Source organism: Lysinibacillus sp. A4 (assembly GCF_024919535.1).
Classification (GTDB): domain Bacteria; phylum Bacillota; class Bacilli; order Bacillales_A; family Planococcaceae; genus Lysinibacillus; species Lysinibacillus capsici.
Window position 1 is genome coordinate 222,719 of the sequence record NZ_JANWTB010000004.1, and the last position, 24,823, is coordinate 247,541.

General features: G+C 37.5%; 26 protein-coding genes. 10 read left to right on the forward strand and 16 right to left on the reverse strand.

Features of this window, described 5'->3' with window-relative positions; all coding sequences use genetic code 11:
• Positions 1-1,363: 1,363 nt before the first annotated feature.
• Complete coding sequence (locus tag NY607_RS09740; RefSeq protein ID WP_237898119.1) at positions 1,364-1,798, reverse strand: hypothetical protein; 435 nt, start codon at positions 1,796-1,798, stop codon at positions 1,364-1,366.
• A gap of 134 nt (positions 1,799-1,932) precedes the next feature.
• Between NY607_RS09740 and NY607_RS09745 the strand changes: the two genes are divergently transcribed.
• Positions 1,933-2,847, forward strand: a complete 915-nt coding sequence (locus NY607_RS09745) for a class I SAM-dependent methyltransferase (RefSeq protein ID WP_131520059.1) — start codon at positions 1,933-1,935, stop codon at positions 2,845-2,847.
• A 161-nt stretch (positions 2,848-3,008) separates the two neighbouring features.
• On the opposite strand, the gene NY607_RS09750 is transcribed toward NY607_RS09745, so the two are convergent.
• Complete coding sequence (locus tag NY607_RS09750; RefSeq protein ID WP_131520058.1) at positions 3,009-3,392, reverse strand: VOC family protein; 384 nt, start codon at positions 3,390-3,392, stop codon at positions 3,009-3,011.
• A 142-nt stretch (positions 3,393-3,534) separates the two neighbouring features.
• Between NY607_RS09750 and NY607_RS09755 the strand changes: the two genes are divergently transcribed.
• On the forward strand, positions 3,535-4,728 hold the full coding sequence (locus NY607_RS09755) for a Ger(x)C family spore germination protein (protein ID WP_131520057.1): 1,194 nt from the start codon (positions 3,535-3,537) through the stop codon (positions 4,726-4,728).
• A 47-nt stretch (positions 4,729-4,775) separates the two neighbouring features.
• On the opposite strand, the gene NY607_RS09760 is transcribed toward NY607_RS09755, so the two are convergent.
• Complete coding sequence (locus NY607_RS09760) at positions 4,776-5,531, reverse strand: class I SAM-dependent methyltransferase (protein WP_259419589.1); 756 nt, start codon at positions 5,529-5,531, stop codon at positions 4,776-4,778.
• Between the two features lie 267 nt (positions 5,532-5,798).
• Here NY607_RS09760 and NY607_RS09765 point away from each other — a divergent pair, with 267 nt between their 5' ends.
• From NY607_RS09765 to NY607_RS09775, 3 genes are all read left to right on the forward strand, one after another.
• Positions 5,799-6,665 carry an AraC family transcriptional regulator gene (locus NY607_RS09765; RefSeq protein WP_259419590.1) on the forward strand — a complete coding sequence of 289 codons (867 nt, stop codon included), beginning with the start codon at positions 5,799-5,801 and terminating at the stop codon, positions 6,663-6,665.
• Positions 6,666-6,681: 16 nt separating this feature from the next.
• On the forward strand, positions 6,682-7,257 hold the full coding sequence (locus NY607_RS09770) for a GNAT family N-acetyltransferase (protein WP_131520054.1): 576 nt from the start codon (positions 6,682-6,684) through the stop codon (positions 7,255-7,257).
• Positions 7,258-7,399: 142 nt separating this feature from the next.
• A complete protein-coding gene (locus tag NY607_RS09775; RefSeq protein WP_259419591.1) occupies positions 7,400-7,822 on the forward strand; it encodes a hypothetical protein in 423 nt (140 codons plus the stop codon).
• Positions 7,823-7,903: 81 nt separating this feature from the next.
• On the opposite strand, the gene NY607_RS09780 is transcribed toward NY607_RS09775, so the two are convergent.
• A complete protein-coding gene (locus NY607_RS09780; RefSeq protein ID WP_237898123.1) occupies positions 7,904-8,746 on the reverse strand; it encodes an alpha/beta fold hydrolase in 843 nt (280 codons plus the stop codon).
• A 185-nt stretch (positions 8,747-8,931) separates the two neighbouring features.
• Between NY607_RS09780 and NY607_RS09785 the strand changes: the two genes are divergently transcribed.
• Both NY607_RS09785 and NY607_RS09790 read left to right on the forward strand, forming a co-directional pair.
• Positions 8,932-9,375, forward strand: coding sequence for an SMI1/KNR4 family protein (locus tag NY607_RS09785; protein ID WP_237898124.1), 444 nt, complete (start codon positions 8,932-8,934; stop codon positions 9,373-9,375).
• A 31-nt stretch (positions 9,376-9,406) separates the two neighbouring features.
• Positions 9,407-9,892 (forward strand): tetratricopeptide repeat protein, encoded by a 486-nt coding sequence (locus NY607_RS09790; RefSeq protein ID WP_131520050.1) that lies wholly within the window; start codon positions 9,407-9,409, stop codon positions 9,890-9,892.
• 36 nt (positions 9,893-9,928) lie between these two features.
• Here NY607_RS09790 and NY607_RS09795 read toward each other — a convergent pair whose 3' ends face one another.
• The 5 genes from NY607_RS09795 to NY607_RS09815 all read right to left on the reverse strand — a co-directional run bounded on the left by NY607_RS09795 (position 9,929) and on the right by NY607_RS09815 (position 14,538).
• Positions 9,929-10,144 carry a DUF3955 domain-containing protein gene (locus NY607_RS09795; protein WP_048392534.1) on the reverse strand — a complete coding sequence of 72 codons (216 nt, stop codon included), beginning with the start codon at positions 10,142-10,144 and terminating at the stop codon, positions 9,929-9,931.
• 290 nt (positions 10,145-10,434) lie between these two features.
• Positions 10,435-11,478, reverse strand: a complete 1,044-nt coding sequence (locus NY607_RS09800) for a phosphotransferase family protein (RefSeq protein WP_237898125.1) — start codon at positions 11,476-11,478, stop codon at positions 10,435-10,437.
• A gap of 13 nt (positions 11,479-11,491) precedes the next feature.
• Entirely contained in the window at positions 11,492-12,268 is a 777-nt protein-coding gene (locus tag NY607_RS09805) for an SDR family oxidoreductase (protein WP_131520049.1), read from the reverse strand.
• The gene (locus NY607_RS09810) at positions 12,265-13,500 is read right to left on the reverse strand and encodes an acyl-CoA dehydrogenase family protein (RefSeq protein ID WP_259419592.1); all 1,236 of its coding nucleotides are present in this window, start codon (positions 13,498-13,500) and stop codon (positions 12,265-12,267) included. The genes NY607_RS09805 and NY607_RS09810 overlap by 4 nt, the downstream gene beginning before the upstream one ends.
• Positions 13,501-13,650: 150 nt before the next feature.
• Positions 13,651-14,538: a LysR family transcriptional regulator gene (locus NY607_RS09815; RefSeq protein WP_048392528.1), complete on the reverse strand. Its 888-nt coding sequence runs from the start codon at positions 14,536-14,538 to the stop codon at positions 13,651-13,653.
• Positions 14,539-14,678: 140 nt separating this feature from the next.
• Between NY607_RS09815 and hutG the strand changes: the two genes are divergently transcribed.
• Entirely contained in the window at positions 14,679-15,644 is a 966-nt protein-coding gene (gene hutG, locus NY607_RS09820; RefSeq protein WP_131520047.1) for a formimidoylglutamase, read from the forward strand.
• A complete protein-coding gene (gene gltS, locus NY607_RS09825) occupies positions 15,641-16,825 on the forward strand; it encodes a sodium/glutamate symporter (RefSeq protein WP_016993292.1) in 1,185 nt (394 codons plus the stop codon). Before hutG ends, gltS begins: the two co-directional genes overlap by 4 nt.
• A 48-nt stretch (positions 16,826-16,873) precedes the next feature.
• Here the strand turns inward: gltS and NY607_RS09830 are convergent, their stop codons facing one another.
• The 6 genes from NY607_RS09830 to NY607_RS09855 form a co-directional block, all read right to left on the reverse strand.
• Positions 16,874-18,136: a polysaccharide deacetylase family protein gene (locus tag NY607_RS09830; RefSeq protein WP_259419593.1), complete on the reverse strand. Its 1,263-nt coding sequence runs from the start codon at positions 18,134-18,136 to the stop codon at positions 16,874-16,876.
• A 528-nt stretch (positions 18,137-18,664) separates the two neighbouring features.
• Complete coding sequence (locus NY607_RS09835) at positions 18,665-19,501, reverse strand: D-alanyl-D-alanine carboxypeptidase family protein (RefSeq protein ID WP_259419594.1); 837 nt, start codon at positions 19,499-19,501, stop codon at positions 18,665-18,667.
• A 78-nt stretch (positions 19,502-19,579) separates the two neighbouring features.
• A complete protein-coding gene (locus tag NY607_RS09840) occupies positions 19,580-20,197 on the reverse strand; it encodes a histidine phosphatase family protein (RefSeq protein WP_016993289.1) in 618 nt (205 codons plus the stop codon).
• 44 nt (positions 20,198-20,241) lie between these two features.
• Positions 20,242-20,661 carry a DUF3995 domain-containing protein gene (locus tag NY607_RS09845; RefSeq protein WP_054550386.1) on the reverse strand — a complete coding sequence of 140 codons (420 nt, stop codon included), beginning with the start codon at positions 20,659-20,661 and terminating at the stop codon, positions 20,242-20,244.
• 90 nt (positions 20,662-20,751) lie between these two features.
• Positions 20,752-21,261, reverse strand: coding sequence for a TetR/AcrR family transcriptional regulator (locus tag NY607_RS09850; RefSeq protein ID WP_259419595.1), 510 nt, complete (start codon positions 21,259-21,261; stop codon positions 20,752-20,754).
• 198 nt (positions 21,262-21,459) lie between these two features.
• On the reverse strand, positions 21,460-23,148 hold the full coding sequence (locus NY607_RS09855) for an AAA family ATPase (RefSeq protein WP_259419596.1): 1,689 nt from the start codon (positions 23,146-23,148) through the stop codon (positions 21,460-21,462).
• A 93-nt stretch (positions 23,149-23,241) separates the two neighbouring features.
• Here NY607_RS09855 and NY607_RS09860 point away from each other — a divergent pair, with 93 nt between their 5' ends.
• Positions 23,242-23,673: a hypothetical protein gene (locus tag NY607_RS09860; protein ID WP_131520041.1), complete on the forward strand. Its 432-nt coding sequence runs from the start codon at positions 23,242-23,244 to the stop codon at positions 23,671-23,673.
• Between the two features lie 32 nt (positions 23,674-23,705).
• Here NY607_RS09860 and NY607_RS09865 read toward each other — a convergent pair whose 3' ends face one another.
• Complete coding sequence (locus NY607_RS09865) at positions 23,706-24,626, reverse strand: helix-turn-helix transcriptional regulator (RefSeq protein ID WP_259419597.1); 921 nt, start codon at positions 24,624-24,626, stop codon at positions 23,706-23,708.
• Positions 24,627-24,823 lie beyond the last annotated feature (197 nt).

Here is a 24,823-nt window from a genome sequence, read left to right on the forward strand (position 1 = left end):
ATCGTATATAAACAAAAAACCAGATGCTCTCTTTTGGGGAGCACCTGGTTTTATTGTGAAAGTGAATCTTACTAACTTACTTAGTTTTGATTCGTTATAATACTACGACAACTTGATGCGCTGAACAAGTTAAAATATTTTCCAATAGGATTTTAGGGGGAATTAATGCTTTTTCGAGAAAATAAATCATTCTATCAAATTTTAAGTCTTTCTTAGTTTCATTAAAATAAGAAATAACGAAATCTCATAAATGACTAACCGTAGCTCATGACACAGGGTCATTTACCAATGACAGCCCCACTGTATAGGTGGGTGACTGTTTGCTATTTTCACATAATTTAAAGAATGTTTCTACAAACTGAAATTGATAACAATGCTCCCCCTGCTCTAACTGAAAAATTTCTGCTAAAAGCATGAAATCCGCTTCATCATTCTCGCATAGTGATGGAAAAGCAATACAAGCAAGACATGCGCTGTTACAACCATACAGGTCTCTATGGTTTTAACTATGATAGGTGAAGCTACTAACTTTTTCGTGCTATTCATAAAACATGCTGAAGAAACACGTCTGCTAAAGGAACATTAAACAAAAAGACCAGTCACTCTTTTAAAGAGAACTGGCCATTTTGCGTTTAGGTTGAAGACTATGAAATATCTTCATTCATAGATTAACATATTATACTGAACAATATCTGAACAACCATACAAAAAAGACTAGACTCTCACATGATGATGTAAGCTCTAGTCTTTTAAGTGAAAGTGAATCTTACTAAATCTTGTCTAGCTTTAGATTCAAATTACAATACGAATGAACAGGCTAAAGGTTTCATAAATTCTTTATTTTTTCGTTAAATTATAGGACTACCACCACAAAAAGACCAGGAAACACGACAAAATGTGAATCCTGGCCCTTTTGTGAAAAGTGAATGTTACTAGTTTGCTTTAGTTCTTTGTATTCTACTGATGAGTTAGACGGCTGTTGTTTTAAAAAGTTACACATTCTTAAAAATTTTTTACTCTACTAATTAAATGGCAAATCAAACACGCCGTCAGCTCCATCCACCATACTAATTGACATAGCACACGCTCCCTCTGACTTATATAGGCTTCCTTTTCCAGTAAAGATATTTATCCTTCAGCAGCTACTCTACCTTTAGCCCATATTTTCCCTTCCGAAGCCGTGACACTCCAGTTAAATTGTTGTGTGCCTTTATTTTTCACCTCATATCAGATACCGAGTTCTTCATCAGAATGGACACTATAAAAGGAGGTGTGAAATTCACCATTCCCAGTTGATTCATCTACATAATTCACAGGGAAGATCTATGCTGTATCCCTACTTATAGCTTGTGTTGGATACTAACTAATTCTGTGAATCTTCCATTGCTTTTTCTAAAAGACTAAAAAAAACGTGATCTTCTATCATTTCAAAGCTTTCATTTGTGTTAAGGAGAACCAATATTTTATTTTTAGAATCAATGAACATCGGGTAGCTTGTATTGAGTGAAATTGTCATTCGGTAATCGTAATCAATAGTTTTTATGGCTGTTTTTTTGAATGTTACCTGTTGAAAAGACTGTATCAATTCTTGCTGTGTTTCTTTTGATATTTTCATTTCAGAAAAGATATCTTCTGTATCTGTATCTATACGATGTAGCGTAACAGTGGAATTTTCCACATGAAAATTAGCATTTTCTAATAGATCAATAGCAGAATAGCGTTGATCTTTCCATGTAATAAGCATACCACTAACAATTACTGCTAAGAGTAAAGATAAGCCTATTTTAAATTTTTTCATATTACTCCTCTTTCTCAGTATCTATAACTTGACAAAAAAATATTTTTATGCTAAAATTTACTTTTAAATAAATATTATATATAATAGGATTCTCCTGGCCAGGGGAATCCTATTTTTTGTTAAGGAGTGTTGGTATGAATCAACAGAAATCTAGTATCACTTCATTAGTTGCTGCCTTTAGTAGAGCCTACCATAGCCAATTTGATACGCCGAAAATTTTTGATGATTATTTAGCCAAGGAATTGATTTCACAAGAAGAATATCAAAATATTCAAGCTAATCTGATACAAGGCATTGCATTTTTTAATAAAGATATCGCTACAAAGTTTAAAGACGATTCAAAGGAATTAATAAAATGGATTACACAGGTTCAACTCTCACCGACTCCTTTGGCACGTGCTGCTTATTGTGAAAGGGTCTTGCATAGCGAAATACAGCTTGGTGTCGAGCAATATGTCATCTTAGGTGCTGGCTTTGATACTTTTCCATATCGTCAGCAACAAGGACAAACCATGCTGGAAATTTTTGAGGTGGATTATCCCACAACACAGACATCCAAAATAAAAAGATTACAGGAAGCTTCTCTCCCCCTCTTGAATCATCTGCATTTTGTACCAATGGATTTTACAAAGCAATTTCAATCTCAATTATTTTCAGAGCAAGGCTTTCAATCTAAAAAAACATTTTTTAGTCTGTTAGGTGTGTCCTATTATTTAACAAAAGATGAATTAGCAAGTTTACTCAATCATCTATTTGCCTTAGTTCCATCAGGTAGTTCCATTGTCTTGGATTATGGTGATGAAACACTCTTCACGGAAAAAGGACTCTCCAATAGAGTAGAAAACATGGTCAAAATGGCCGCAGTTGGTGGTGAACCAATGAAATCATGCTATGCTTATGAGGACATGGAGAGGATGCTAGATCGATTAGGTTTGCTTATATATGAACATCTATCTCCTACAGCGATTCAAGAGCTGTATTTTCAAAATCGAACAGATTACTTATGTGCTTTTGAAACTATCCATTACATGCATATTGTTAAAAAATAGGTCCACCCCATTCAATTTTATAAAATTCTAAATTTTCTTTTTATTACCCAGGCAATTAACTATTTCAATATAGAGAATTAGTATACTATAGTAGTGTAAAGCTAATTAGCCTTACACCTCCTAGATTTGTTACTAGGGTCACTGTTAACGCAGTGACCCGCTTATAATGATTGACAAACACCTAAAGGATTCCCATCAGGGTCATAGAAGGTAAAAAATTTGGTGTCCCCTTCTCCTTCTAAAGCCTCGACTTGAACATGATGATCCACTAGAAATAAATAGGTCTCTTCAATATTTTGAGAAAGGAAGTTCACATATTTCCCCACACCAAAGTGATTGTCTGGAAAATGACATGGCTGATGCTCCTTAGCTTTTACTAAGCAAATGACCGTGGGGGATTGTTCAGTGATTTTCATAACTGCTGCGCCCTCTTCTATATATTGAAGCTTAAATCCGAGTATTTCCTCATACCATTTAGCCGATAATTTAGGATCTTTTATTGGAATAAAAATGGCCTCTACACCTTTAAATAAGGATTGTTTCATTTTTCTTACCTCCATTTCACAGTTTGTTTTCTTCATTTTATTCTCCTTCAAAAAGATTCATTGAGATTGTCATTATTGATTATTTTGCCTGTCTTTTGCTTATCCTTAATAGTATCCGAAATGTCTTCTTTTCCTAGAGGAGGTGTCCACCATTAAACACAAGGTATCATTCATCCTATTGCTGTCAGTACTTCTTTTACTAGGTGGATGCTGGAATAAGCGGGAGTTAAACGAACTAGCTATTGTTACGGCTGTTGGTGTGGATAAATCGGATGAGCAATTCGAAATTTCTGTTCAGATTGTTAATCCAAGTCAAGTGGCTTCGAACAAAGCATCTGGCATTCAAGTCCCTGTTTTTACCTACCATGCAAAAGGTAAATCATTATTTGATGCCATTCGAAAATTAACAGCGCTAACACCTAGAAAGCCTTATTATGCGCATGCCCAAATTATTATTATTGGTGAAGAAATGGCTGAGGAAGGTATGAATAGCATTTTAGATTTATTTCAAAGAGACCCAGAAGGACGAAGTGATTTTAACTTTATTGTTTCTCATGATTCGACTGCACAAGAAATATTAAGTGTTTTAACCCCTTTAGAGGATGTGCCTGCTAGCAAAATGTTTAAATCATTAAAGGTTTCTGAAGCAGTATGGGGCACTACAGAATCTGTTATTCTTGATGATTTAATTCAATCGTTAGGCAGTATTGATCATAGTGCCGTCTTACCCTCTATTCATATATACGGTGATGCGGATGCTGGAGATTTTAGCTCGAATATAGAAAAAATGGATAGCCCTGCACAATTAAAATATGGTGGACTGGCCATTTTTAAAAATTATAAGCTCATCGGCTATTTAACAGAACAAGAAAGCAGAGACTATAATTTTTTAAATAATAATATAAAAAGTACATTTGAAATTATTGCTTGTCCTGAAGAAGGGAAAATCTCAACAGAAATTATTAATTCTTCTACTAAAATGACGGGTCATTTTCAAAATGATGTACCCTCGATTTCCATCAAACTTGATATTGAGCAAAACGTTGCAGAGATAAGTTGTCCATTGGATTTAACAAAATCAAAAACCATCGATGCTTTAAATAAAGAAACGAGCAGACAAATCAAAGAGCGATTAGAACGTACACTTCAAACAATTCAACAAACCTATCAAGCCGATTTATTAAAATTTAGTAATGTACTACACCGAGAGGACTATCAAGCATGGAATCGAATTAAAAAGAACTGGCTGACCCTCTATCCAGATCTTGAAGTTCAAATTGAAGTCGATGTGCATACAAAAGGAATAGGAACTGCAACAAAATTAAAACTTGACTAATTCGTAAAAATGACCAGTACTCTTTTAAGGAGTACTGGTCATTTTAATTAACGTACCGCTTCAAACGTTATGAGTGACGTTTCTTCAGTTGGTTGTTGAAGGAACTTATAATTCGCAGAACAAGTTATTGCAGAGAAGCCCACACTTTGTAATAAAAGCTTAAATTCTTCAATCCCATACCAGCGTAATAAAAACTTTTGCAGTTCCGTATCACTTAATGTGCCTTGTTGCCACTTCTCATATTTTAAAACCATCAGCGTATATTGCTCCACCCAATTCATGGCAATCGATTTTCTTTCAATGGCAATTCCTTCATCTTGTGAAATTTGATGGTAAGATGTCGTAATTTCTCCTGTTTTCCAGTCTGTAGGAAGTAATAAATCTACTAGGAGTCTCCCACCAGGGACAAGGTGCTGATACATAGAGGTTAAAGCTGATAGTGCTTCTTGATGATTTTCAATTAAACAAAATGAGCCTGTAGGCATAACAATGGCTTCGTATTGTTGACCTAAGGTGAATTGGCAAACATTCCCTTCATACAGCACTGGCGTCAATCCTCGTTCTTGGCATCTTTTTCGACAGGATGCTAGCATTTCTGGGGAATGATCAATTCCCTCTATATCAAAGCCTTTTTCCATAAAAGGAATATAGAAACGTCCAGAACCAACCCCTGCTTCTAGAATCTTCCCCTTTACACCTTGCAGTCGTTCTAGATAATATTCAATATCTCCACCAAGCGAGTATCCAACTGGTTTCGTAAAATCATAAAGTGCTGTGCTTAACGGTCCGTAATTTTTGTACATATATTCTCCTCCGATTGTTTGCGGAAGAAATCAACTAATCTATTTATTCTCCCGCACCTTTATTATATTCAATGGGAAAACAGAGCTGACTATCATCATCTATCACTCACTTTCTTGTAAATTTAGTTAAATTATACATTTATTTATTGTTTTAATCAATGTTTCTATTGATTTCCTATACATTACAATTTAATGTACAAATTAGCACAAATTATCAAAAAACCCTTCCCATTAAACGGTACCATTGAGTTAAGAAAGGATGATGGTATGGATTATTTTGAAAGAATTCAAAACGCCATAGAGTTTATTGAGAAAAACCTACATGAAAAGTTAACGATTACAGATATTTCTTCTCAGTCTTACTTTTCAGCATTTCATTTCCAACGACTTTTCCAAGCCATTACAGGTTTTTCTGTGCAGCAGTATATTCGCAACAGGAGACTTTCTGAAGCAGCTTCCTTATTAGCAACAACAAAGCAGAATATACTTGAGATTGCAATCAACTTTCAATATGGTTCTCAGGAGGCATTTACACGGGCATTTGTTCAGTATTTTGGTGTCACACCTGCTAAATACCGAAAAGGAGCCAACTCCATACCATTTCAAACCAAAATAAACTTTTTGGATTATAAACTGGAAGGAGAGCTCCCTATGCAGCGACCGGAAATACTTCACTTATCTAAAAAACGTATTACAGGCTATGAATACAAAACGTCCTTACAAGACGAACAATACTATGCAGAAATCCCTGGCTTTTATTTGGATTTTGGTCAGCAGCAATATTATGAGCGAATTTCCCATAAAGTAGCCCCTAATATGGCGTATGGCATTTCTACAAACTTTCAGGAGAATGGTCAATTTTCCTTTATTGTAGGAGAGGAAGTCGAAACATTTGAGGAGCGATTAGAGATAGGCTTCACCCAACTTGAAATTCCTGCTGGTAAATATGCGGAGTTTACATTGAATAGCACTACGGAAGGAATTCAAAATACAAGACGTTTCATTTACGGAGTATGGTTGCCGAATTCTAATTATGAGCGCGATACGGGTCCTGATTTTGAAATAACCGATGTCATGCAATCGATCTATCCACAGGAGATGAAAATGAAAATCTACATTCCCATTAAAGAATAATAAAGGAGCAAGGTCGATGATTATTGAGAAAGTATTTAAGCAGTTCCCTACCCTACATTCAGCTACTTTACAATTTAAAAAAATTGAAGACTCACATATACAAGAGCTATTTGCTATTTATGATAATGACAAGGTATTTGAGTATTGTGGCATCATCCCAAAACATAACCTTCAAACTGTTCAAAAAATGATTGGCCATTTTGAACGTGATTATACGAAGAAAAGCAGGATTAAATGGGGGATCTTCGAAATATCACAGCGTGAAAAACTAGTAGGGATTATCGAAGCGATGGACTTTAATCAAAAAGTAGATATGGTAACAATCGGTTACTATTTAGCTGAAGCATCCTGGGGAAAAGGCATTGCATCAGAGGCAGTTGCAACAATCGTAAAATTTTTATTGGAAGAGGTAAATGTTAATCGAATACAGGCAGAAGTCATGCCTTTAAATGAACCCTCGAAAAAGGTTTTGTTAAAAAATGGATTTTCAAAAGAAGGTCTTTTGAGACAAGCTTCATTATGGTCTGGTAAGGGTGTTGTTGATTTAGAGATATACGGCTTATTGAAAGGCGATTACAATTTGAAAGACTAAACTCTACTAATGAGTTTAGTCTTTTCTTATATTGTACAGATAAATGGACATTTTACCATCTCCTAAAGGGCTCTTTAACATAGACTAGAAATAGATGACTCATGCTAGCATGACATTGTAATCATAAAGGAGCGTTTTAGAAATGGATGGAAGCAGATATTTAACACGAATGAATTGGGAATTTAACAATTATCATAAATTTTCTAAATGCTATTGTGAATCAAAGAATGTTTACTTTGGTCACTCTCCCAGCGTAGATCATCCTATTATTGAGGAAGATTCTTATAAAATAAAATATTATAATAGTCCCCAATTTGAAAAAAAATATCAGAAACAAAATCAAATTGAAAAGCATTGTCAAAGCTGTATTTGTAGTCACTTAGAATGTTTTGAACCAGGGACTTTAGTAGATGTATACCTTTCAGATGGCAGCCAATTTCTAGGAATATACTTTATTTATCTTATTCCGCAAAGCTGCTGCGGGTACTTCCTTCAAATCGATGATATGACACGGCCTGTCATTATGGACTGTCAAAACATTGATGCAATACGTAAAACTTGTTGAGGTAGTTGATACTTTGGCTTTTCTCTTTTTATTATTAAAATAGGCTGGTTAATTGCTATACAAGCACAACCAGCCATTCGACTACCCCTCGTTTATCCATTGAATTAGTTGTTCATTAAAAAATACAGGCTCTTCAAACATAGGATTATGACCACTTTTTTCAAAAATGACTTTCTTTACATAGGGAATATGATCTACTGCATCCCATAATGAAATAGGGGCTACTAAATAATCATACCTGCCTAGACCTAAAAAAATTGGCTTGTTAACTTGTAGCATTTGTTGTAAAAGGTTCTGCTCCGCAAAAGCTACTCCCCATAGATAATCAATAATTTCCATATTCGGATGAACGTTAACCCACATAGAGGTAGCATTGAACATAAAATCATAAAAACTATGCGCCCCCATACGAATACACATATGAACAAAGCGTCGTTCAGGCTCCTTCTTTAGATCCTGCTCCAATAAGGCTATTTCGTGCGCAAATTGATGATTACGCTCCATACTTGCATGTGCCTCAAAATAAGATAAGCTTTGTTGCTGTCTTTTTTGACTATTCGATGTTGCTGTATTTAAGAGTACGAGTTTTTGAACATGCTGGGGATAAGCTTTGGCATACGCCATTGCCATAAATGCATGTCCTGAATGTCCTAACACTATTAAATTATCTAGCTGTAGGATTTGTCTCGCATACTCCATATCCTTCACTATTTTGTCCAATGTATAATCTTCTTGCGTAAATGCTTGAGCTGGCTTACCAAAACCTCGATGATCTAAAAAAATCACCTGGAAATGTTGATAAAAGTCTTCTGAGAACAGACGTGGATAATAAACACTACTCCCCACCACTAAAATTGGTTGGCCTTGCCCCTTTATACAATAGTTTAATTCAAATCCATCACACATAAGTTTTTGATATGTCATTATCTTCATCCTCTTTTCTATTTTTGTATCATCACTCCCTTCCCTCTTGATTTTCCCGTGTTTTTTCCATTGAACGCTCTAGCATTCTATCACCCCAGTAGATGTTATTATTTACATTAACAATAGCATTCCCATAGATTCCTAGCAATGAAGGATCGTGTATACTGAATAAAAGGAGAATGTCTATGAGGGAAGATCTAATAAAGCGTTTGCGGTTATTTTTATTTAATGAGAAGCATCAAACGTTAGTGGGTAAACCTGCAAGTCAAAGGGAAATCATAGAGGCACAGCAACAACTTCATGTACAATTTCACAGCGACTATGTAGCGTTCATTGAAACGTTTGGTGGGGCATATGCAGGTATAGCAATCCATGCTTTTTCTAACGGCTCAAGTCTAGGAAACGAAACCGTTGTCAATTTAACACTGGATTTCCGTCAACAATATAAAGAGTTCCTATCTCCAAATGTTTTAGAAACGAGCTATGTTATTTCAATGGATGGTGGGGGTAATCCCATTTTCATCGATCCATCAGGCCATGTTTTTATTTGCGATCATGATTGTGGAGAAATTAAGCGAATAGCTGATTCATTTGAGTTGCTGATAGAAGATTGTTTTTATGAATGGTAAGTTACTTATAGTAAAGAAGAGGTTAAATATAATGGACAAACAATTAGAACACATACTTACATTAAGAAAAAACGGACAGCTTGAGGAAGCAAATCAATGTATGGTGGCACTGGTCAAGGAACAGCCTCAAAATGCTTATTATCAATTTCAATGTGCTTGGACATTTGATTCTTTAGGGCAGGAAAAAGAGGCTGTTCCGCACTACGAAGAAGCGATAAAGTTGGGGCTAGAAGCAGAAGTTTTAGTGGATGCCTATCTTGGTTTAGGAAGCACCTATCGGACTATAGGACAATACGAGCAAGCAAAACGGATCTTTGAACAAGCCATTCAAGAGTTCCCCAAGGCTGAGCAAATCAAGGTCTTCTATGCCATGACACTCTATAATCTTGGCGAACATGCAAAATCAATGGAAACATTATTGAACACGATATTACGCACAGCCAATCATCAAGGCATTCAAGATTATAAAAAAGCTATTCACTACTACAGTGATAAGCTAGATCAAACATGGTTATAAAAAACAGGCCCTATTTAGAGCCTGTTTTTAGCATTATTATATGGAAGTTTGCTTTTTGAATGTAGAAGATAACGCCATAATCAAGAATGTAAGTATACCGCTAAAGAAAAATAAATAGCTCAATGGAATTAAAAAGAAGTTTTTCTCCACTATCGTACCATCTGCTAGTATCTCATCTCCTATAAGGCCTTTTATAAATAAACATACGATCCCCATGATCATCGGAATTGTGGCAAGTAAATATTTCCCCATTATTTCTTCCTCCATTTGTTAAATCCTTGTTGTAATTGATGATAGCGTTATTTTTATTGCAAGTCAATTATTTTTTATCGAAAAACAATAAATAGTTATTGATTAACACTCCCACCTAAAAGAACAAACGTTCCCTCCTCTTTTAATTTCTTGTACGTGATTTATTATGTTTTTTGAGTAAATTTTGTGCGAGTTAGTATAAATAATTATATAAATTAATGTCGGATAATCTGTTATATTGGGCTATAAAAAACAGCTACTTTATTAAAAGTAACCGTTTTTCCATAAAATCATATTGATTGAGAAGCTTGTTGTATGAGGGCAGCGACCATTTTATCCATCTGAGCAAAGCGATCATCCTGCGTTTGTCCTTGAACATAGCGATAATAGATTTGCTGACAAATAACGGCTAATTTAAAATAAGCAAATGTACAGTAATAATGAATAGCTGACACATCTCGCCCACTTTTCTCTGCATAACGATCAATAAATTGCTGTCGGGTATAAAAGCCTGGTAATACAGTTACTGGTGGTTCACCAAGTGCATATAATAGCATTTTCGGGTCATCCGCTTGCATCCAATAACTCATTGCTACACCAACATCAGCAAGTGGGTCCCCTACTGTTGCCATCTCCCAATCAAAAAGGCCAATCATTTCGGTATAGTCCTCGGAGAACATTGCATTATTCAATTTATAATCGTAATGAATAATGGTTGCCTCATGATTGGACGGAAGATTGTTTTTTAACCACTCTGTTAACATCGCTACTTCTGCATGTTCTGCTGTTTTCGCATTTTCATAACGCTCAATCCAGCCATATACTTGTCTTTCAAGAAATCCGTCAGGCTTCACGATATCCTTTAGCGGAGTGTCCTGATAAGGAATAGCATGTAATGCAACTAAAGAATCAACCATCAGTTCGGACAATTGACGTGCTAGCTCCTCTGTTGGTTCTGTGCCTTTTGGAAAATGTGTATCAAGGACGATTCCTTTTTTGCGCTCCATTAAAAAGAAATCACTCCCGATAATGTCTCGATCCTCTACATAGACATATGGTTTTGGAACCGATGGTAAAAATGGATGCAGTGCCGATAAAATCGTAAATTCCCGCTTCATATCATGCGCTTTTTTGGCAACTGGTCCAAGCGGAGGACGACGTAGAACAGCTTCAAAATCAGCTATTTTTAAACAATACGTCAAATTGGAATGCCCTGCACTAAATTGTGCTATTTCAAGCTTCCCCTGTGGAAGCTCAGTGAAATAACTCTCTAAAAAGGCATGTAGTTTATCAACATCCAAACGTTCACTTGACCTTACTTGCATCGTATCCATTCTATCTCCCTCCTTAAATAATGGAGCTCATGCCCCCATCTACTACAATGACATCCCCAGTTACATAGTCCGAAGCTGGTGCTGCTAAAAATAAAGCTACGCCCTTCAAATCATTTTCGGAGCCTAAGCGTTTCAACGGTGTAACACCCATCAAATAGTCTTGTCCACGTTCGATTAAGACATTGGACATTTTCGTAGGAAAAAAACCTGGTGCAATAGCGTTGACATTGACTCCATGTGGCCCCCATTTGACGGCTAAATCCTTCGTTAAAGTAATGACAGCCCCTTTACTCGCGTTATAGGCAATCGTATCCATAAAGGCTGGTAGCGTCCCACCTAGTCCAGCAATAGAAGCAATATTAATGATTTTGCCGCTTTTCTGCTCTAGCATAATTTTGCCAACGGCTTGGCTGAATAAAAATGTCCCGTTGACATTGACATCAAATACTTTTTGCCAGGCTTCGTAGGGCATATCAATGGCAGGTGTTCCCCATGATGCGCCACTGTTATTGACTAAAATATCAATTCTACCAAATGTTGTAATCGTTTGGGCTACCACATTGGCAATATCCTCAGGCTTTGTGACATCACAGGCTAGAGCTAATGCTTGAACACCAAGCTTTTCGAGCTCAGCGGCAACCTCCTCACATGCCTCCACCTTTCGTGAGCATAAGACCACATTGGCTCCAGCCTCTGCAAATCCTTGAGCAATTTGCGCACCGAGTCCACGTCCTCCACCTGTCACAATCGCTGTTTTACCTTTTAAGCTAAATAACTCTAGGACCGTCATTTCACCAGCTCCTCTTGTTTGTTGGCATGCTTTTTCAATTCTAGTTTAGCAATGGTATTACGATGCACCTCATCTGGTCCATCCGCTAAACGTAATGTACGAGAATTAGCCCATTGTGCAGCAAGCGTAGTATCGGGACCTACCCCAGCAGCACCAAATGCTTGGATAGCTCGATCAATGACTCTGAGTGCCATATTTGGAGCAACTACCTTAATCATAGCAATTTCAGCTTTTGCCTCTTTGTTGCCTACTGTGTCCATCATATAAGCAGCCTTCAGTGTTAAAAGTCTTGCTTGCTCAATATCCATCCGAGATTCTGCAATGCGCTCCCGCATTACCCCTTGATCTGCTAGTGGTCGATGAAATGCCTGCCGCGCTTGTACACGCACACACATTTCCTCTAATGCACGCTCTGCGGCACCAATAAGACGCATACAATGATGAATTCTACCTGGTCCTAGTCTGCCTTGCGCAATGGCAAAGCCTTTACCTTCACCCCATAAAATATTTTCCACCGGTACACGCACATTGGAAAATGTAACCTCACCATGTCCTTCTGGCGCATGGTCGTAGCCAAAAGCCGTTAGCATACGCTCCACTTTTACTCCTGGTGTATCCATCGGTACAAGAATCATAGACTGCTGCTCATGGATAGGAGCCGTTGTATCTTTATGCTTGCCCATAAAAATAGCCACCCTACAGCGAGGATCCCCAGCACCAGTTGTCCACCATTTATGGCCATTTAAAATGTATTCATCTCCATCGCGTTCAATGCTTGCCTCAATATTTGTAGCATCACTGGATGCAACGGCTGGCTCCGTCATCGCAAAGCAGGACCGTATTTCACCTCGTAATAATGGTTCTAGCCACTGTTTTTTTTGCTGTGCCGTTCCATAGCGTACAAGTACTTCCATATTGCCTGTGTCAGGTGCATTACAGTTAAACACCTCGGGGGCCAGAAGTGAACGGCCCATGATTTCACATAAAGGTGCATATTCTAAGTTGGTTAAACCTGCCCCATATTCACTATCTGGTAAAAATAAATTCCACAAACCTGCCTGTTGCGCCTTCTGCTTCAGCTCCTCCATAATCGGTGGAATCGCTCCCCAACGATCCTCCATTGCCTCAACCTGTGCAGCATAAACGGCCTCATTTGGATAAATGTATTGCGCCATAAAATTCGTCAGCTTGTCCTGTAACTTCTCAACTTTTTCACTATAGGAAAAATTCATTAGAAGATACCCCCTTTGCTTGAACTTCGCAAAATGAATGAATGTTCATTTTCATTCTTACAATAAATGTTACCGCTATTTTTGTAGTAAAGCAATGTTCTATTTTTGAATTTTCTAATAAAAGAGAAAATTCATTACTATGGACTTACATCATTTATTTTCAAAAAACTGTACTATATCCTTCAGTAATTGTCGGATGGCTAATGGTAAATGACGGTTTTTTAAGTACACTAGATAGACATTGCGACTTAAATTCAGACCCTCTATTTCTTTTTTTACAATCGTTTTAGCAGTCGGTCCTTGCAAGTAATTTTCAGGTAATATGGTCACTCCTAAATGTTCTCGTACAAGCGATACAGCGGTTTCAAAACGCTCAATTTCAAATTGAATATTGATGTTTTTACCAGCCTGTTCAAATGACGTTAAGATATCTCGTCTTGTTTGAAAGCCCTCGGTACTAATAATAAATGGTTCTTCACAAATATCTGAGATGGTTAAAGTATCCTTTTGGGCTAACGGATGATGTAAAGGTAATACTGCGACCAACCGTTCTTCATATAAAGTTTGAACTTCCAACTCTGGATCATCCATTAGCTGATTGGTGATGATTAAATGAGTTTTATAGCTTTTCAAGGATTTTTTCACCCGCTTACTACCTAAAATATCGACTAAATGAATTTTCATGTGAGGATAGTCTTTTTTATAGTTGGCGATTACCTTTGGCAGCCAATGCTTAATAGATTCCATGACACCAATGGTGATGTCTCTCGTGCCATGAACAATCACTTCATCCATTTCGATTTTTAGCACTTCCATATTTTTTACAATAACTTTTGCTCGTTCAAAAAGTAACTCTCCAGCTTCTGTTAATTGCAGATTTCTAGTATTTCTCTCTAATAAAGGGGAGCCAATCTCTTGTTCTAATTTTTTGATCGCATTACTTAAGGAAGGCTGCGAAATATGCAGTCTTTCTGCGGCTTTTGAGAAATTCATCTGTTCTGAAACAGCGATAAAATAGTGTAATTGTTTAATGTCCACCTATAGATACCTCCCAGATTTATAGTTAAAAGCTATAGATTAATATTAATTATATATTAGTAATTATAATTATGTGAATATATAATGAATTACAACAATACTTTTTCTACAATAATATTCACAATGGGGTTGATAAGTTTATGTACACAATGACAGATCAAAAACAATGGAAAGGCCGAATAGATTCAACGACAAATACAAGCAGCTTTCGTTTACATCAACAAGTAAAAAGAGTTGCGATTAATGATGTAAGCGCTTCAGATAAGAAAAATGCTGCTCTCGTTGGCTTTATCTGCGATGAAGGGGTACGTCGAAACCAAGGCCGTGTAGGGGCAGCAAATGGTCCAAACGCCCTACGAGAAGGCTTAGCCAGTTTACCGTGGACATTTGAAGACGATCAGCAAATTATGGATGTTGGCAATATCGTTTGTCTAAATCATGCTTTAGAGGAAGCCCAACGTGAGCTTGGTGAAGTCGTAGCAACAGTACTACAAAAAAACTTATCATGTGTGGTGCTAGGTGGCGGGCATGAAACGCTGTATGGCCATTATTTAGGCGTTCGTTCTGCTCTACCAAAGGAAGCTAAAATCGGCATCATCAATATCGATGCTCACTTTGATTTACGACCATATGATGAACAACCTTCGTCAGGTACGATGTTCCGTCAAATTTTAGAGCAGGATCCACACGCTGACTATTTTGTTGTTGGTATTCAACGCTACGGCAATACAAGAGAACTTTTCGAAAAAGCTGATGAATTAAACGTGGAGTATGTTTATGAGGATCAAATGACGGTAGCCTACCAACAACAATTAACGGATGCATTACAACATTTTATGGATAAGCATGATTATATTCTTTTAACATTATGTATGGATGTATTGAATGCAGCATTTGCTCCAGGTGTAAGTGCTCCATCACCGTTTGGGCTTGACCCATCGACTGTGCGCTCCATTTTGCAACAAGTCACTTCACACCCTCACACCCATTCATTTGATATTTGTGAGGTCAATCCGTTATTAGATGAAAACGGACGTACAGTGAAATTAGGTGCCTATTTTGTATATGAGGCACTGAACAACTTACTTAGGGGGCAAGGTTCATGATCGAAATTAATCAAATTACAACGGTATTCCTAGCTGTTGCACTCTTTGCATTAGGTAGCTTTCTTATCAATAAAATAGGCTTTTTAAAGCGTTTCTGTATCCCAGCACCAGTGGTTGGTGGTTTATTGTTCGCTGCTCTTGCTACCATCTTAAAAACAACGGGTATTTTAGAAATATCACTTGATACTTCTTTACAAAGCTTATTTATGATTACTTTCTTTACGACAATTGGCTTAGGTGCAAGCTTTAAACTTGTAAAGCTCGGTGGTAAATTACTGATTATCTACTGGCTAGCATGTGGCTTCCTAGCGTTAATGCAAAATGTCATTGGGGTATCTCTGGCCTCACTTATGGGGATCCATCCTTTAATCGGTATGATGGCGGGTGCCGTTTCTATGGAGGGTGGTCATGGCGCTGCAGCTGCATTTGGCCAAACCTTAGAAGATTTAGGGATTTCTTCAGCTATGACAATTGGTGCTGCTGCCGCAACATGTGGTCTAGTTGCTGGTGGCTTAATTGGTGGTCCAATTGTCAAATATTTAGTAGGTAAATATAATTTAACACCAGATGAACAAGAATCGGAAGAAGTCCAATATGAAAATAAACATGAGCAAATTACATCGGATTCGTTCTTTACACAAGTCTTATTAATTACTTTCTGTATGGCGGTTGGTACGTACGTCGGCACACTATTCTCAGAAGCAACAGGTTTCGTTCTACCTGGCTATGTAGGAGCAATGTTTGTGGCTGTATTAGTGCGCAATATTATGGATAAATTCAAACCTGAAGCCATTAATATGAAAAGCATCTCATTAATTGGAGATGTCACATTAGGTGTATTCCTTTCCATGGCTCTCATGAGTATTAAATTATGGGAAATTGCTGATTTGGCACTACCATTATTCATCATTGTTTTTGCGCAAGTATTCTTTATTGTTGTATTTAGTATTTTTGTGTTATTTAAATTACTTGGCAAAAACTACGATGCTGCTGTTATGGTAGCAGGTTTTGCAGGACATGGTCTAGGCGCAACACCAAATGCCATGGCCAATATGTCAGCCGTTGTGCAACGCTTCGGTCCTTCTAAAAAAGCCTTTCTTGTCGTACCGATTGTCGGCGCATTTTTAATTGACGTATTTGGGATTCCTATTATTATTACGACTATCAATTTATTTAAATAAAAAAGAGCTTTGCATTCGTTCTGAGTAGACGATTGCAAAGCTTTTCTATTATTGTAATATCTCACTTACTGTAACAAATTCATAGCCTTGTTTTTGTAAATAAAGAATAACATTTTCTAAACCATTGGCTGTCGTTTGATGGATATCGTGCATTAGAATAATACTCCCATCTTTTACAGAGGCTTTGACATACGCTAAAATTTTATCTGGATTGTGATGTTTCCAATCCAGTGTATCAATCGACCACAAAATCGAGGGGATTGTCATGACAGAACGTACTTGGTCATTGGTCGCCCCATAGGGTGGGCGGAAAACAGTTGGATACTGCCCGATGGCTGCATAAATAGCATTACTTGTGCCATTGACTTCTTGTTTAACGCCTGCTATTGATAAGGTCGTTAATTTTTTATGGCTCAAGGTATGGTTTCCGATTTCATGCCCTGCTTCATAGACTTGTTTAACGATTGCAGCATTTCTTGACACATTTTTACCTACCATAAAGAATGTAGCCTTGGCATCGTATTTCTTTAACGTTGCCAAAATTTGTGGTGTCACCTTAGCATCTGGCCCATCATCAAATGTTAAGGCTACCCGTTTTTTTGCGCCTTTCGCTACTGGCACACCTTTATTATAAACTTTATTATCTATTAACTGAATATCGGCTAGCTCAGAAGCTTTGACATACCCTTTTTGGTCGCCTGCTTCTACATAAGCCCAACCAGCAAGTGTTATGTAATACTGGACATTTGTTTTATTGGGAAGTGTACCAAGAACTTCTCCGTCTGGACTAGCTGTTAAACGTAATTCAGCACCAGCAACAGCATTAATTTTTTTCTTCGTTGGAGCTGGTTTTTTTAATGCGTTTGTCGCTACATATCCTATCTCCTCGCCATATTGAACGAAAGACCAACCACCAGGTGCTGTGCCATATACATAAATTATTCGTCCTTCATAGAGCTGTCCTACATGCTGGGCATGTTGACTTGGGGCTGTAAATAATGTTGTACCGCCCTTTTGAATCACTAGGTATCCCTCAGACTTCAACTTAACTAAAGCATCAGATGTGACATAGCCCTCCTGCTCTGGCGTTTGAATATGTGTCCAACCTTTACTTACTTTTGTTACTGAAACAAAGCTACCTTTCGAAAGTTCCCCGATCTCCGCACTATTCGTAGAAGCTTCTTCAAAAATAACCGTATCTTTGACTACCTTGTGAATCACCACTGACCCTTCAGCATTTACTGAAAGTTGCCCTGCCAAGATGCACATCATAAACGTCAAAACGATGGCAAAGGGTAAAAATTTTTTCATTGTTCTACACCGCCCTTAGATGTCTTCCATGTCTGTTTGCTAAAAAATTGCTAAGATTTAACTTTTATTATAGAGTAAACAACCCTGCCATAAAATAGTAATAATCAACTAGATTCCCTTTTACGATGCTGCTAAAATTCATATTTTAGTAAATACTTATACATTCCTCCTTCCCTTTTTACTGAGAAACTATGCATAGGTTATGATAATTAAATGATGGTGGCTTATTTTGTAGATTTTTTGTTAGCTCCTTTTTCTCATGCTGCTAAATGGCCTACGGACTTAGGTGAGTGACCTTCTCCTTACTGGGAGAGGGCTCTCACCTCTTTGAGCAGGTTCGCCACCTTTTGGAGATGGCTCCCCTCTCTTTTTGAACTGCTCCCTCACTTTTAGCAGCAGCTCTCCCCGTATTTGATGGTTCCTATAAAAAGCTGGTTATCCACCACCGAACCTCAGCTATATAATTCCCCTTTCTATTAAGACGTTAGGAACCATGAAAAAGTTGAGGTTTTTTCATTATTTTTCCTGCTATAAAGCTTCGAAGGCCGTTAGGGCATCTTCAATATGTGGGGGTGGGTTCCATATATAGCTAGGAGCATTGGTTGTAATGAATAAAAAAGATTTCCCTTCTTTCTCGATTATGGTCGCCAGACACAGTCCTGCTTCTGGGGTATAGCCTGTTTTTCCACCTATTATCGGACTGTCTAGACCCGGTAATTTTGTAAATAATGAGTTTGTGATGATTAATTGATTGGGAACATAGGTTGTGTAGTTTTTTGAGGTAAATATTTGATAAAAGGTAGTATTTTCCAATGCATATCGCAGAAGCTTGCTGATATCCCGCACGGTGGATACATGTGCCTCATCATGTAGGCCACTGGTATTAACAAAATGTGTGTCATGCATGCCTAATTCTTGCGCCTTGTTATTCATCAACGTGACAAATTTGTCCTCACTGCCAGCGACAGCATCTGCAAGTGTTCCTGTTGCATCGGCACCTGAGGCAAGGAGTGTACCATACAATAAATCCTCCATCGTGACAAAATCTCCTGCTTGAAAGCCTGCCATCGAAGCATTTTGTGCCGTATAGTTCGCAATCGTTTGGGGCTCTACAATGGTTTGTGTTTGTAAATTATCTGTCATCTCTATGGCAACGATGGCTGTCATGATCTTTGTTAAAGATGCAGGATAAATAATAGCATCCGCATTTTTTTCGTATAATACATCGCCCTGTTCATTGAGTAACAAAGCATTTTGACTATGTAATGATGGCAGTTCTAGATGCGTGAATTCATATGTTTTGCTTGTATAATAAAATAAGAAAACCATGATACAAATACAGCCTACTAACATCCACTTTTTCATAAAAAACGCCTCCTACACATTATAAGAGGCGGCATTTCTGAATATTCCTTGAGAAAAATGGGATGCGCTTAAATATTTTCACAGGTAAAAATCATCATCGAAATTTGAACTAATTCTTGTAATCTCTTTATTTTTTAATTTGAACATTACATCTTGAGAAACCTCTAACTTGAGCGTCTCTTCTTTGCTTAGACTTGCATAGACGCCGCGTAAAATACGACCAGTTAAGCCATGCGAGACAATAATCACTTTTGAAAGTGGTTGAATCGTTTCAAGCAAAGCAGTTAATCTGCTTACAACAGCTTCATAGGTTTCCCCATCTGGTGCACGAAAATACCAATTGAAGGCATCTGTGTTCGTTAACAAGGCAGGCCATTGTTGCTGTATTTCCGCCATGGTTAATCCAGCCCATTGTCCCACAGCAACCTCTGTTAAACGTGGATCCTGCCTCACCTTGTTGCTGTCATAGCCCAGTGTTTCACAAAGTATGGCTGTGCTTTGCATGGCTCTTCCCATTGGACTTGATAGGATGGTCCATTCATCTGCATCGCCAATGAGTGATTTCAGCATGCGTGCATTTTGCTGAACCTGCTCCCGACCACGCTCAGTGAGTGGTGAATCAAGCTGTCCTTGATATCTCCCTTGTGTATTATAATTTGTCTCACCATGGCGAAGTAAGTAGATCATTTGCTCCATTTTATATCCCCCATTCTGCTCCCCTTATTAAAGTAAAATTGCTGTTAAACTAACACCAGCACATAAACAAAGCTAAGAAACAAGCATAAAGGACTATACCATTTTGAATCATTTTGAGCAAATGTGGAATGCTTAATCGTTTTAAAAATACCAACATACTTAAAATCACCAATTGCTCGTAGCAAAAATACTAGCGCACAAACGATACTTCCTACTTTTGAAAAAATAGAGGCTTGAAAAAATGGCATGAAGCCTCCTTGAACAAGGATGATACCACTTGCTAGCATCAACAGCATTGCAACAAAGAGCGTTCCCCATTTTCTAGGCGTAAAAACGGCTTGTTGGCTGCCTTCTTTCATAGGAATAACAGCTTCTGTACCCCATCGACCACCAAAGGCCCAATAAATATGTAGGATACTAATGAGCCCTAATAGTCCCACTGCGACAATTGATAAAATAAACATGTTCTACCTCCTCTTCATTTACATACGCTACCGTATGTTCTGGCGTTAAATATAGTCCCTCAAAGCCCATGTTAGCTCTGAGAGACCTTCTTACTGTATTAACAGCTTAATCATTTTTTCGAGATCGAAATGAGGATTGGCTTCAAATCGTGTCATCCAGCCTATATAGGTTAAATAAGCTAATCTTGCACGATCAGTGGATTCGTCTATGCTGATACCACTTTTTTGATAGAGTGTCGCCACACAGGCTATTCGCTGCTCCTCTATTTGAACGATACGCTTTGCGACATCTGAATCATATTTGGCCCAAGCATAAATGCCTATCTCCATCTTTTTATTTTTGTGAAAACTTATCCGTAAAAGCTGCTCTAGAGTAGCATCAACTTGCTCCATATTTTGAATAATGGCCTTTGTTGCGTAGTTTTCCCAATAGTCTAGCATGGCATCTAATAGTTGTTGACGATCAGGAAAATAATGATAAAAGCTACCTTTACTAATGTTTAATGATCGAGCAAGTGCTTCAATACGTACTTTATGAATCCCCGCTTCTGCTAATTGCTCTAGACCCGCTCTAATCCAATCCTCTTTCGTTACTTGCATAATTGCCCTCCAAAAAATACGTTAGCGTATGTTTTGTCTTATATTACCACTTTATACATCACTCATCAACTTTTATCGTTTTTATGGCGTACATTAATATGATTATTCACTGTAACATGAACTGTTACTAGTCGTGGTAAAATACATGCACACACTAAAATAAACACTAATAGCTTTTTCATGAATTTACTCCTTGTCTTAAAAAGTATTGTCAAACAACTTTTCTGCAATGCCCTGTAAAATATCCTGCTCCTCAAATGTCATGAGTTCTTCTCTCGAGATTGTTGCCTGTTGAATCAATCGGTTTGATTGGATCGTCACTAGTTTCTCAAACAAGTTTCGAATATAACGACCATTCGAGAAATTAGGGATGGTTTCAATTGGCATATGACGTAGCTGTGTTTTCATATGTTGGGCAAATGCTTCGCCAAATTGATAATCGTTCGTTTGACAAAGCATCGTAAAAATATCATAGAGTTCATCCGTGCTAAAATTATCAAATTGTACAAAATGATTAAAGCGAGATTTAAAGCCTGGATTAGATTGTAAAAAATCTTCTATTAGCTCTGTATAGCCCGCAACAATAATTACCAAGTCATCACGTAGATCCTCCATTGCCTTTAATAAACTATCAATAGCTTCCTTCCCAAATGCATCCTGTTTATCATTTATTAATGAATAGGCTTCATCAATAAAAAGTACCCCGCCCTTTGCTTTGTTAACGACTTCCTGAACCTTTAACGCTGTTTGTCCAACATAGCCAGCGACTAAACCTGCACGATCTGTTTCCACAAAATGCCCACTTGAAAGGACGCCAAGATGCTTGTAGATTTGGCCAATAATGCGTGCCACTGTTGTTTTACCTGTGCCTGGATTGCCCGAGAAGACAAGGTGATACGTAATAGGAAAGCTTGTTAAACCATGATCCACACGCAGACTTTGAATTTTAATAAAGTTTATTAAATTATGTAATTCCTTCTTTGCATTCGGAAGACCTACAAGACTATCTAATTGTTTTTGTAGCTTGGCAATCTCTTGCTCGACTTCAGGTGTAATGCGTAACCGCTCATCGTTAATAAATTCACCACTATAGATAATTTTGCCTTCTTCATTATAATAATCGCCTCGTCCATGTTTTTTGCCTTGAACAAGGTCACCAATATAGGAAGCTTGCCCATTGGCATAATAGAGCGTTCCTTGCCCTGTCATCATATCCTCTTTAAATTGCCCTTCCGCTTCTAAAATTCCATCCCTAGAATATACTTTGCCTTTACCATGCTTTAGGTCCTCAAAGAAATGACCTTCATAGTGGAGATTAGTTACACCACGTGCAAGCTCCTCAGCTGTTGGTGATTCCGTAGGGTAATATAGCTTCCCAGCCCCTTGCATATGATGCCAAATAAAATCACCCTCATATTGTAAAAATCCATTTGGAAAGTATTGCTTGCCTTTTCCCTTTTTCATGCCATGGACAAAGTAACCCTCATACTGCGGTTGATTTAAATGTGGATACTGTGCTCGTAGTGTTTGATAAGGGCGAATTACTTCTTCTTCATAATATAAAACACCATAGCCATCCATTAAGTCATTGCGAAAATGACCTTCATAATGGATATGACCATCCTTATATAAAATGCCATGACCCTGTTTTTTATTTTGTATGAATTCACCCTGATAAATGAGTTGTCCTTTCAAATACATAATGCCATTGCCTTGCTTCATATGATTGACGAATTCACCCTCGAATAATAATTCCCCCTCTTGATCAAATAGCGAGCCTTTGCCGTCATAAATATCGTGACCGAAATCATTCTTCTTGACGCCACCTCGATACATGATGATTCCACTTGGGTAAAATAGTTCTTTTTCTTCATGATTATGTGTCATTTAATTGCCTTCCTTCATCATTTCAGTATATGCTCAATTATAGCGTGGAAAAGAATACATATGTGTGAATTTTTAGAATTTAAGGAGACAAGCATGAAAAAAAGATACAAACTACTTCTAGGCATTTTACTACCACTACTTATTCTGTATATCTCGACAATGCTGTTAACACGAGACACTGATTTTACAACAGAGGTAACAGAACGTCTCGAAATGGAGGAAATTCATGAGATTGAAATTATTCGTTCCTCAGATGAAAAAACAGTAACGATTACTGACGCAGCAGAAATCAATCAAATGATGCAGCCATTCAAGGACCTACCTTTAAAAAAGGTGTGGTTTTCGAATTCTGATTCTCATGAAGCATACTGGCTAACACTCTCAATTAATGACAACAGAGAAATTGGCTTGCGTTTAGATGATGACCAGCATTTATTCGTGTATTTATATGAGGAAAATTACATGAAAGATTATAAGCTCACTAAGGATATCGATACGACATTTATCAAACAATTGTTTCAGTAAACGTAAAAACCCGTGCATGTACGCACGGGTTTTTATATGTAACGATAATTTTGCTGCATAGCTTGTAAGGTCTCAATGATCTCTTCTCTCAGTTCAATTGGCTCTAATACCTCCATATCGGCTCCTTGACTTAACAACCACTCTTTCACGCCATATTCTAACACTTCTGCCTCAAAAACATATTCATGATTGTTTTGTGAAACTAGGTGGGCTGTTGGGAACCGACTGTAGACTATTTGAGGAGAACGGCCTTTATAGAGAAGACGGATATGAGTAAGGTCATTAGCGTCCTCTACTTGTAATGGATGGACAGATGGAAATTCAAAAAGGTTAGTCATTTCACGAAAATGCTGAATACGATCCATTCTGTAAACAGTTGGGGTTTCTTGATTATCTCCTATTAAATAAAAATAATGTGTTGAAAAGATAACAGCGAGCGGCTTTAAAATTTTTGCAGTTGGAATCGCTTCACCCTCCTGTAAATAATCAATTGTAATGACCTTTCTCTTTTGAATAGCTGTTGAAATTCCCCATATCAAGGACAATAATGACTTGTTTTGATGGATATCTTCATATACAATTTTTTCATTTAATAACAGTTGATCGTCTGCTACACGTGAGAGAAGTTGATTAACGATCTCACCGATATCCGATTTTACGAGAGCTTTTGAGGCAATCAGTATTTTAACGATGACTAGTACCTGTTCTTTAGATAAACGATTGTTTTTTGTATGCATTAATTTATACACTTTTTCTGTACGTACATATTGTAAATGGTAATCTAGCTTAGCCTTTTCCAGATACGTACGAATTTCATCGATATCCCGTTGTATGGTTTTTTCACCAACCTGATGTGTCAATGCTTCTTGCTTCTTGTTGATTCCTTGGCCATCCATCAATCGATCAAACATCGATAGTACGCGATAGCCTTTGCCTTGTTGTGAATCTACCATATATCCCACTCTTTCTTCTATCATGCCCAGCTTGCAGTATATTGGCCATAAATAGCCCTTCTACTGATTGCGTCCAGATTTTTTGCGAGTTGCTCAAAAAGCTCCTCTTCAAAATCTGTGACCTCCGCTTGGGCTTTTATCTTGATTCAGTTGGTGTTTTGACACCTACTCCATTTGTGCATTCATCTCATTATCTA